The sequence below is a fragment of the Aquabacterium sp. genome (assembly GCF_034003525.1).
In the GTDB taxonomy this organism is placed as follows: domain Bacteria; phylum Pseudomonadota; class Gammaproteobacteria; order Burkholderiales; family Burkholderiaceae_C; genus Aquabacterium.
The window spans coordinates 26,291-35,703 of the sequence record NZ_JAVEYN010000030.1; the positions used below are offsets into that span (position 1 = coordinate 26,291).

General features: G+C 55.3%; 14 protein-coding genes. 4 read left to right on the plus strand and 10 right to left on the minus strand.

The features are described from left to right. Positions 1–9: 9 nt before the first annotated feature. Positions 10–690: a phosphatase PAP2 family protein gene (locus tag RBT42_RS14435; protein ID WP_320366339.1), complete on the plus strand. Its 681-nt coding sequence runs from the start codon at positions 10–12 to the stop codon at positions 688–690. Continuing rightward, positions 687–1,052 (plus strand): diacylglycerol kinase, encoded by a 366-nt coding sequence (locus RBT42_RS14440; RefSeq protein ID WP_320366342.1) that lies wholly within the window; start codon positions 687–689, stop codon positions 1,050–1,052. The genes RBT42_RS14435 and RBT42_RS14440 overlap by 4 nt, the downstream gene beginning before the upstream one ends. A 4-nt stretch (positions 1,053–1,056) precedes the next feature. Here the strand turns inward: RBT42_RS14440 and RBT42_RS14445 are convergent, their stop codons facing one another. Genes RBT42_RS14445 through RBT42_RS14455 form a run of 3 tightly spaced genes read right to left on the minus strand, consistent with a single transcriptional unit; the run spans position 1,057 to position 2,487 of the window. After that, on the minus strand, positions 1,057–1,572 hold the full coding sequence (locus tag RBT42_RS14445) for a DUF1697 domain-containing protein (RefSeq protein ID WP_320366344.1): 516 nt from the start codon (positions 1,570–1,572) through the stop codon (positions 1,057–1,059). 13 nt (positions 1,573–1,585) lie between these two features. Further along, entirely contained in the window at positions 1,586–2,023 is a 438-nt protein-coding gene (locus RBT42_RS14450; protein WP_320366346.1) for a DUF1810 domain-containing protein, read from the minus strand. 38 nt (positions 2,024–2,061) lie between these two features. Further along, positions 2,062–2,487 carry an MAPEG family protein gene (locus RBT42_RS14455; RefSeq protein ID WP_320366348.1) on the minus strand — a complete coding sequence of 142 codons (426 nt, stop codon included), beginning with the start codon at positions 2,485–2,487 and terminating at the stop codon, positions 2,062–2,064. 543 nt (positions 2,488–3,030) lie between these two features. On the opposite strand from RBT42_RS14455, the gene RBT42_RS14460 reads away from it, so the two are divergent. Then, the gene (locus tag RBT42_RS14460; RefSeq protein ID WP_320366350.1) at positions 3,031–3,594 is read left to right on the plus strand and encodes a hypothetical protein; all 564 of its coding nucleotides are present in this window, start codon (positions 3,031–3,033) and stop codon (positions 3,592–3,594) included. 402 nt (positions 3,595–3,996) lie between these two features. After that, a complete protein-coding gene (locus tag RBT42_RS14465) occupies positions 3,997–4,854 on the plus strand; it encodes a hypothetical protein (protein WP_320366352.1) in 858 nt (285 codons plus the stop codon). A gap of 26 nt (positions 4,855–4,880) precedes the next feature. On the opposite strand, the gene RBT42_RS14470 is transcribed toward RBT42_RS14465, so the two are convergent. From RBT42_RS14470 to RBT42_RS16535, 7 genes are all read right to left on the minus strand, one after another. Continuing rightward, complete coding sequence (locus RBT42_RS14470) at positions 4,881–5,153, minus strand: hypothetical protein (RefSeq protein ID WP_320366354.1); 273 nt, start codon at positions 5,151–5,153, stop codon at positions 4,881–4,883. Positions 5,154–5,227: 74 nt separating this feature from the next. After that, the gene (locus RBT42_RS14475) at positions 5,228–5,863 is read right to left on the minus strand and encodes an FMN-binding negative transcriptional regulator (RefSeq protein ID WP_320366356.1); all 636 of its coding nucleotides are present in this window, start codon (positions 5,861–5,863) and stop codon (positions 5,228–5,230) included. 33 nt (positions 5,864–5,896) lie between these two features. Next, the gene (locus tag RBT42_RS14480) at positions 5,897–6,592 is read right to left on the minus strand and encodes a hypothetical protein (protein WP_320366358.1); all 696 of its coding nucleotides are present in this window, start codon (positions 6,590–6,592) and stop codon (positions 5,897–5,899) included. Positions 6,593–6,622: 30 nt separating this feature from the next. Then, positions 6,623–7,159, minus strand: coding sequence for a DinB family protein (locus RBT42_RS14485; RefSeq protein WP_320366361.1), 537 nt, complete (start codon positions 7,157–7,159; stop codon positions 6,623–6,625). 865 nt (positions 7,160–8,024) lie between these two features. Beyond that, positions 8,025–8,846, minus strand: coding sequence for a TIR domain-containing protein (locus RBT42_RS14490; protein WP_320366363.1), 822 nt, complete (start codon positions 8,844–8,846; stop codon positions 8,025–8,027). Positions 8,847–8,860: 14 nt separating this feature from the next. Continuing rightward, positions 8,861–9,148 (minus strand): hypothetical protein, encoded by a 288-nt coding sequence (locus RBT42_RS14495; protein WP_320366365.1) that lies wholly within the window; start codon positions 9,146–9,148, stop codon positions 8,861–8,863. Positions 9,149–9,302: 154 nt separating this feature from the next. After that, complete coding sequence (locus RBT42_RS16535; RefSeq protein WP_413785906.1) at positions 9,303–9,413, minus strand: IS3 family transposase; 111 nt, start codon at positions 9,411–9,413, stop codon at positions 9,303–9,305.

The window sequence follows — 9,413 nt, forward strand, 5'->3', positions numbered from 1 at the left end:
ACATTGAACATGGTGATGCAACGCAACTTCGAACTCCGCCTGCTGTGGCCCATTGTGCTGCTGGGGCTGTGCCTGTGGGGCTTTCTGACCCTGGCGGGCGAGATGATGGAAGGTGACCTGCACGCCGTGGACGACTGGCTGCTGAGCTGGTTCCGCACCGGTGGGGTGGACGGCGCGCCCTGGGGCCCGCGCTGGCTGCCCGATGTGATGCGCGACATCACCGCGCTGGGCAGCCCAACCGTGCTGATCATGACCGTGAGCGCGGTGTGCGGCTACTTGATGATGGCCCGACAGTGGCACATGGCTTGGCTGGCGGCGGGCGCGTCGCTGCTGGGCTGGGGCGTGAGCATTGCGCTCAAGCACCTGTTTGCCCGGGCCCGGCCCGATGCGCTGTTTCACGGCACGCTGGCCGATGGCTACAGCTTTCCGAGTGGGCACGCGATGATGTCAGCGGTGGTGTTCTTGACGCTGGCGACGCTGGTGGCCCGGTTGGCCCCACGCACCCGGCTGCGCGTGTACGCCATTGGCGTGGCTGCGGGCGTAAGTGGCCTGGTGGGGCTGTCGCGGGTGTACCTGGGGGTGCACTGGGCTTCGGACGTGGCGGCGGGCTGGGCGGCGGGTGCCGCCTGGGCTGTGCTGGTGTGGATGGTGGCGAGCCGCCTGCACCTGGGTCAGGGGCGCAGCCAATGAAGGGCCACCCTTTCAAGGCACGACTGGGCTATGCGATGGCCGGGTTGCGCGCGGCCTGGCGCATGGAGAAAAGCCTGCGCACCCATGCGGTGGCCACGGTGCTGATGGTGTTGCTGCTGGTGCTGACGCGGGCGCCCGCGATGTGGTGGGCCGTTATGGCCCTGACCATTGGCGCCGTGGTGGCCAGCGAGCTGCTCAACACCGCGCTGGAGGCGCTGGCCGACCACCTGCACCCGCACCAGCACCCGGCCATTGGGCTGAGCAAGGATGTAGCCGCCGGCGCCGTGCTGGTGAGCAGCGTGGCCGCGCTGGTGGTGGGTGCGGCGTTCTTCGTGGATCAGGTATGGCCGTGGTTGCAGTGACCCGCTAGGCCTGGGAACACTTTCGGACGGTCTCCAGGGTGCGCGTGGTCACTTCTGCTCCGAAGGTTCTTTCCAGCAAGGCCATGAACACCGGCCCCGTTTCGTTGGGCACATAGGCCGAGAACACCTCGGTATCTTGCAGCTTGAGGATGCGAGCGTGGCCGCGCTCAATGGGCAAGACCACCTGCTTTTCACAAGGCCGGCGCAAGAACGTGACGATGCGCTTGGCGTTGGCCGGCAGCGCAAACTCGGCAAACGGGTCCGTAGCCACCAGCGACTGAAGAAAGACTGAGGGGCGAACGATGGTTTGGAAGACGCGCCCCAGGTGCTCGGGCATCTGCGCTTCGGCCGCACTCTCCAAGATGGGGACGACCGCAGCTTGAGCCGTGAACGCGACATTGCCGCTCGACAGCACCGTCTTCACGTCCGTGAAGCCTGCGGCCTCGAAGCAGCGCTTGAGGTCCAGCATCTTGCAGTTCATGGGGCTGACACCGCGAAGGAATGCAACGTAGCGTGTCATGAGCGAAGGGGCCTTAGGGCTGCGGCTGCGCCAACAGCTTGAGTGTGGACGCACAGCGCTCGGATGAGAAGAACTGCTGCAAAGCGTCGTTGAAGCAGGCCACCTGCGGGGCTGCCAAGGCAAACAGCGTCAGGCAAGACTGAAACTTCCGTGCGTCGATGCTGCCCAGCACGTCTTCAGCAGACGATGCCTGGTGTTGCAGCATGGCTTGCACCACCTCCACCAGGCGCGGCCCCAGCACCGGGTGAGCCATGTAAGCCTGGGCCTCGGCCATGCCCGAGATGCCGAACTTGTGCGCCATCTGGCTGAAGCCCAGCCCACGGAGCTGGGGCAGGATGAACCACACCCAGTGAGACTGCTTGCAGCCGCTGCGCACTTCACCCAGCGCGACCGGATAGGTGTGCTCTTGCGCCTTGACGAAACGCTCCAGGTCAAAGGGGTCGGCAGGCATGGGCGTCTCCTTGTCAGGCTGTCAATGCAGCGTAGGTGTCAAGCAAGAGCGAAGATCTTGAGGCCCGCCAACACCCACAGCGCCACCAGCACGAAGTTGCTGGCCGCAAACGCCAGCATGCGCTGGATGACGTGGTTATAGGTGAGATGGATAAGGCTGTGCAGCACCCGCAGGCCGACATAGGCCCAGGCCGTCATGAGCATGGCCGGTGTGGCGCCACCCGTGACGTAGATGAGCACGCCGGCCACGTAGAAAAGCACTGGCAGCTCCAGCAGGTTCATGTAATTGCGATTGGGCAGGCTGACGTGCGGCGGCACGTTGCCAGATTCACCCAGCTTGAAGTCGCTGGCCACGACCTCGCTCCGGAAGGCGGCTCGAAACCGGGTGATGGGAATGAGAAGCAGGATCAGGCTGGTCCAGAAGGCCAAGGCGAACAACGGCAGAAGGATGTCTGTTTTGGACATGCGAGAGGCTCCCTGTGTGTTTGGAATATGGATTATTGGTGCTGACAGGCAGGCACACATTTGCACCAGCGACACCATCCGCGCTTGCTCGTCAGCGCCCTCCGACAACCAGCCCTGAACGACGAAGTGCTAGTTCCGAGGGGGCTGACGCTGCTGCGCCTTCAATTGCTTTGCATGTCATGTTCACTCAGTTCTCTATCGACGACGTTAACAAGCAGATATCGGCGAAATCGGCCATCGCATAGGCAAAGAAACAGGGGACCGTGATCGGGTTCGTGGCGATCTTTCAACCTCGCACCGAACGTCAACCCCAAAAACCTCGGGAGTGTCGATGCCTTGAGGCAAACGATGTGGGATATGCCACCAACCGAGACTGTCAAAACGGCCGCCCTGGCAAATAGGATCATCTCATCCACCTCAGGCACCATGTATCGACTGCTGGCACCTTATCCCCCATGACATGACTTCGCTGATCCACATAGGGATTGACAGGCAGACACACCCGCATTAGCGTCTTACCAAATTTCAATTTGGAGAGCCATCATGAGCAAAACCCTTGCGTTGCTTGCCCTATCTCTACCATTGACCGTGATGGCTCATAGCATTAACTGGAAGAGCAAAAACTCTTTCAGGCTAATAAATCATGAATCAGCAGCAGCGGACTTCAAGATACAAAAATCTCAATCCGCCCTTGAATTCATAACAAGCCGATTCACCAACAGAGATCAGCACCCCACTCCGCCTATTGATCATACATTTTTAAGCAAAGACACAAAAACCCTGAGAAGATTCCCAAAAGAGTACATTTTCCCGACCGCCCATAAAGCGGTAGCCAACATTGACGGACTACAAGGCTCATGCGTTTGGAATTACCAACAGACAATCAAAGAAATCGACTGCAGCGCAGAATTTGAATTCGACGCAATCACCCAGTTTGGCGAAGGCGACCCCACGCTCTCCGTCAGATCTGTCGCAACGGGCCAAACGTTTCGAGCAAAAGCAACGATAAGAGATCGCCTCATTCTCGGAATAGGCGACTCTTACGCATCAGGAGAAGGAAACCCTGACATTCCAGCCAAAATCAGCCCAACTGGAACTCAGCTTTGAGCGCTAAGCAACCGCAACTCCAGTACAACGGGCAGATGGACACAAAAGGACAAAATTTGGGTAGAGCAATATGCCAGATGGCTAGACCAGCAATGCCATAGATCTTTTCTTAGTCAGCATGTTCTTGCTTCTATGAGGCTGGCCTCAGCCAACCCCAAAGAAACAGTCACGCTATTACCCTTGGCCTGTTCAGGCGCGGAAATTCTAGATGGGTTACTAACCCCGCAAAAGGCACCGCCAGGCGGAGGCGAAAGCGTTTTCGACTCACAGATCAATACAGCTGTAAGTCATTTGTGCAGAAGCGAAAAACTCAGAGCCAGTCGTAAATTGTTTTACCGGGGCTACACTGGCAGTGGCATCCGCAGACCGGAGTACGCATCCCTTTACAGGTGCGAAGGAGAGATGCGAAAGCCTGATGCAGTATTACTCAGCATTGGGGGGAACGATGTAGGGTTTGCTCCTTCCATAGCATGGGCAACGATGCCTAGCGGGCACAGAAATCTAGCGGGACTTCTATCTGTAAACATCACCAACAAAGCCATTGATCCCGTTTGCCCAAAATATACAGGCCAATCAATTTGCCAAAAGAATAAGCCAGTAGGTCGCGATCGAATTAAGTACTGGCTCCCCGACTATTACAAATGGCTAGCACAGGAACTTCAAGACTCTGGGCTCGTCAACAATCCGGGATCGGTTTTCCTAACCGCGTACCCAAACCCCAGCTACATTGAAGATGGGCAGACATTCTGCGACAAGGACAGAAGTCGGGACCTCAGCGAACAAGCAAGATCCATGCTCCCCAGGGTATTTACAACTTCGAAATGGGATATTGGAATAACAAAAGAGGAAATCGAAGACCTCAACACGGGACTCATCACCCCTCTTTTCCACGCCATGAATAATGCAGCAACAGAGCACGGCTGGAATTTCGTGAGTGATCACATCGCCGAAATGAAAAAGCATGGGATTTGTGCGGGCTACAGCCGAACTGAAGCCAAAACCCCTATTTACCCACACATTCGAAATGGAGTTTGGTACCCTGAGAACCCGTCAACGATCCTAGCTTATGATTTAAATAGACAACGGTGGTTTAGAAACACCAATGACTCTGTTCTATTTCAAGCACAGAAAACCGGCAGGAGCATAAACGGCGCATTTCACCCTGACTTCAGGGCCCACGCACTCATTGCTGACCACTTATATGCAAAAATATTGAAATATTGGGATCAAAATAATGACTCATTTAGTGGCGCCGAATAGGTTACTTCACTTTTCCATCTCAGTATTCAAGCTAACGAAACCACGGTGCAAGAGCCTGCCGCACAAAGCGGCTTCCATCGCTGGATCGCATTATGTAAGGCCTTGCGTATGAATTGGATGCGCAGGAGTCGATACCGCTGGTGCAGGATCATATAGTTGCGGTTAGGCAGCCTGACGTGCGGCAGCACGTTACCGGATTCACCGAGCCTGAATTCGCTGGAATCGACCTCGCGGCGGAAGGCGGCCCGAAACCGCGTGATGGGAATGAGCAGCAGCACCAAACAGAGCCAGAACGCCAAGGAAAAAAGCAGAGGATATCTGTGCTGGGCATGCGAACGGCTCCCTGTGTGGTTGAAATTTGAATTATCAGCACTCACAGGGCAGTGCGCGCCAGCACAAGCGATGCCATTTCAGCTCGCGAGTCGCCACCCTCCGACAACAAGCCTTGAACGACGGACTGCTGGTTCTGCTTGGGCTGGTTCTGGCTGACCTTCCACTTGCCTTGCATGCGGTGCACATGCAACTCGATGCCGACGATGTTGGCGAGCAGCTTGTCGGTGTAATCGGTGGGCGCATCGGCCACTCGCCAGGGGTGAGCCTGACTGGCCTCGTGCTGGTCGGTCAACTGGGTGACGAGTTGCCGGACCTGCTCTGGCTCGTGAATGGCGTGGAGCGTGCAATGTGCGTGCACCACGGCGTAGTTCCACGTGGGGACCACCTTGCCGGCATCGTGCTTGGTGGCGTACCAGTTGGGAGAGATGTAGGTGGACGGGCCCTGGAAGACGACCAGCAACTCTTGGTCAGGCGGCACTTGCCAGAGTGGGTTGTGCCTGGCGAGATGCCCCAGCAACTTGCCCGCACCACCCGGCGTGGCCTGGAACAAGAGCGGCACGTGGTCGGCCGTCAAACCATCGGCATCGTGGCGAACGATGGTGGCCAAGGGGAACTGCGCGATGAGGCGGTGCAACTCGGCCGGACGGTCTTCTTGAAAGTGGGCGGGGCAGTACATGGGGGTGATGGCTGCGCGAGTGCAGCGACAGGATTACAGGCCCAGGTACTGCTCCATGAGCCAACGGACGCGTGCGCTGTCGGGCTCAAAATCGCCTGGATTGGTGGCCCAGACTACAACAAGATCGGACCCGATTGGCAGTACCGCGGTGCACAGCGGCGTTTGCTTGGGGGCACAGTGGAGCAGCTTGGCTGGGGACTGCGCCAAGAGCATGCGAGCGGCTTCTCCCCCTGAAAGCCCTTGCCCACCCATCACAAAAAGCTGGATGTTGGAATGGATAAGGTGGCTGCGCTCGACCACATCGACACGCCGAGGGGTGAACTCCGTTTTACCGTCGTAGAGCCCCAGTGAGCACTGGTCGTACTCCCAGCGCGCTCTCAGCTTGTCGCAGAAGGCGCGTGACACATAGGCCGAGGTGTCCTGATCATGGTCCGGCAACCATTGATAGGCGCCGATAGCAATGGACAACTCTGCAACCTGAGTGCCGTGGGTGCGCTGGGACAAGACGTCTGCGATCGGCACCGGGGTGCCGTCGTGCAAGGTCATGCTGCTGTGCTTGACGGACGACAGCAGCACGATGGTGGGCAGCGTGAGCGCTTGTGCGCCGATATGAATGGTTTGGTACTGGGACAGGACCTGTTCAGAAGCTGGCAAATCGGCGCGGCGAAGTGGGTCGTCGCACCCTGCCAAGGCGAACATGAGGCCCCCGATGAGGCGATGGATCTTCAAGGTGCGCCTCATGGGGTTGATGGCTTCATTTCACGGCATGTTGGGGATCAACATGAGCAGGTCTGTCGCGCCGACGTCGATGCCTACCTGCGAGAAGAGCGTTGTCGCCTGGCCCCGATGATGCGTCTGGTGATTGAAGAAATGCAGCAGGACTTCGCTCAGCAGCTTTTTGCTCTTGATACCCTTGGTGGATGTGTACTCAAACGGTGAGTTCAAGTCTTGTTGCGACAGTTCGGCGCACAGATTGATGATGACCTCGTCCAGAGACGCACGAAGATCGGTCAAGGCTGCGAAGTTGGCGAAAAGCTGTTGATCCAGCGATGAGGGCGCGAGCACTTCCTGCAATGGGGTCAGGGATGCCAGCTTCGGGAAGTGGCCGGCGATGCGTTTGAGCCAGATGATGTCGCCAACGGCAATGTGATTGAGCGTGCCAAGGATTGAACCGAAAAAGGCACCTCGGTTTTGAGTCAATTGCTCGTGGGACAGAACTGCTGCCGCGTTGTATAGCTTCCGATTCATCCATTGGTTGTAGGACGCCAGAAGACCAAAGTGGGAAGCACAAGTCATTGCGTAGATCCAGAAAACCCTAACGCCCGACATAAGCGGCTCGCCGAAGGCAAGTCCGTTTGATGGCGATGTTAAATCTCAAGCAGAGCGTGCATGTCTTGCTCATACGCTTCATACGTGCGCCACCCCATAAGCGCTGTGCAATTCGACGCATAGCTGACTAGCCTAGTGTTTTGTATGTCAAAGGCAGGATCGCGAAACGGCTGACCAGACTTAATGCCATGATTTACGGCCAAACGCTCGAACACGGAGATATTTGGCTCTCGCAGTTCGTCGTCATCAAAGTGCGTATGCTGATTACGCGCGGCATGTATGACCAAGCCTAGCGGTACGTCGCGAATCAATCTGCCGGCACAGAATGGCACAGCCTTTGTTCCAACTTTGACTATCGCCGACCAGTCCTCTGGAACACTCGTATTCTTCGAAAAGCATTCAATTGCTTTCGCCGCGACTTGGAGGATAGCCCCACAAAACGTTGCCTGAGCAAAGCTCTCCGCCATGTATTCACGCTCCGCCTCCAACGAAGCGCGAATTTGGCTCTCGTTCTCTCTAGCCCAAGCTTCATATTGGGCGTGGAAGTCCGCTTCGTTTGTGTATGACGTTACGAATACAGCGGTTGGATGCCTTTTCAGAATGCTTGTGTATGAATCTATTCCTTCGAATAACTTCCGCACAGCGCTTTCCGTCTTGCTCAAGTAATCAGTAGCGGTTTGCATATTTGAGATCTAACGAATTAGTTAACTGGCGCCGGAACCCGAGGGGCGCAGGGCACGAACAGCGGCCAATAAAATGCCGAAGGCATGGGCGCTGCTGGCGTCCACGTTGAACGCACATTTAGACCCCACAAGAAAGGGCGGGTACTGTCTTATATCACAAGCTCTTCCCGCTCAAGTACTTGTCGGATACTTTCAAATACCGCTGAAATATTGCCTGCGGGGAATCCAATTTGCCCAAGGCCTTGAACGTTAGAAAACTCCTCACACCCCTCTTCCAAAAGAAGAATGGCTTTTTCAAATCCAAGTCGCCCTTGAAACAGTCCGGCTTCATGAATAACGTTCATCCTTGCGTGCATTTTTCCATCAAGTTGCTCATCTTCTGCTGTCATTATGATGAAGGCTATAGCTGCTCCATCTAGCATTTGTGACAAGCGTGCTATGTTCGTGAAGCCGGCTACAGGAACTCTGTTGAACTCGTCCCAAGGTAGATGCATTCGATCACGTATGAAATCACGCAAATCTTTCCACGCAGATGATCTTCCATGCCCCAAAAAGACGTTAGTGCCTATTCTTGATTGCTGAGCATTCTTGTCATCTTGATCAGAAAGGTGCGAAGCAGCGCGTTGCGCAATTTTCCCTAGTTCTAAGCATGCTTGAAATGGTTGCTTTAAAGCTTGAACTTTAGCAAATATCGCAATGTGAGGCGGCGTGCGTATGCCTTTTTCAATAGCTTGCATGTCCCTTGACATCAACTGAACCTTAGGGGTCATGTAATCTACAAAATCGTTTGCCGAAAATATTTTTAGAGATTTCGCTTGCGACAGCAAGTCTTCAAGAAATTTATCATTCGGATCTTTGCGGACTGCATTTGAAAGCTTTGATACAACTATTGATTTCCAATCATCAAACAGATCGGCGACTTGGGAGGCATACTCCTTTGTTTTTGATAGATCTGGAGAGCCAGCTTGCAATTCAATGTACTTAATTACTTCGTCGTAATTAAATTCAACCCAATTGCCTGATGTGTTGGAGTTTGAGTAACTTTCATGAAAACCCCATTCTTGGCTGAATCTTGCCCCTGCGGAGGGTCAGCAAGATTGTTGTAATAAACATAAGAGTGATATCCTAACCAAGAGCCTGACCAAGCCTTTGCAACTCGATTCGCTTCCCGCTCTAAGTTAGTAAGTGGTTGAAATACGGCGGCATTTTCAATGCCCTTGCTTTTTTCCAGCGCAGCCTCGGCTACCGCATACAGGTCGTTTTTATCACTCATTTTTATTACTTGTGCTGCTGCACAGAAATTTGCAGGTTCTAACGTTTGAACTGAGCCGCGAGCGCTGGCATGGCGCTTGGCCCGCTGAACGGATGATGGACCAGAGCGGAAAGCGGGCCAAGTGCCATGCCGGTGCGAGGGCGCTTGCTCGACTTTATTGGACACTGGTTGCAGTTAGGTGGCCGCGTTCAAAAGCGGCCGGTGGCAAATAGTCCAGGCTGGAATGCAAACGCTGTTGGTTGTAGAACTGGATGTAGTCAACCAG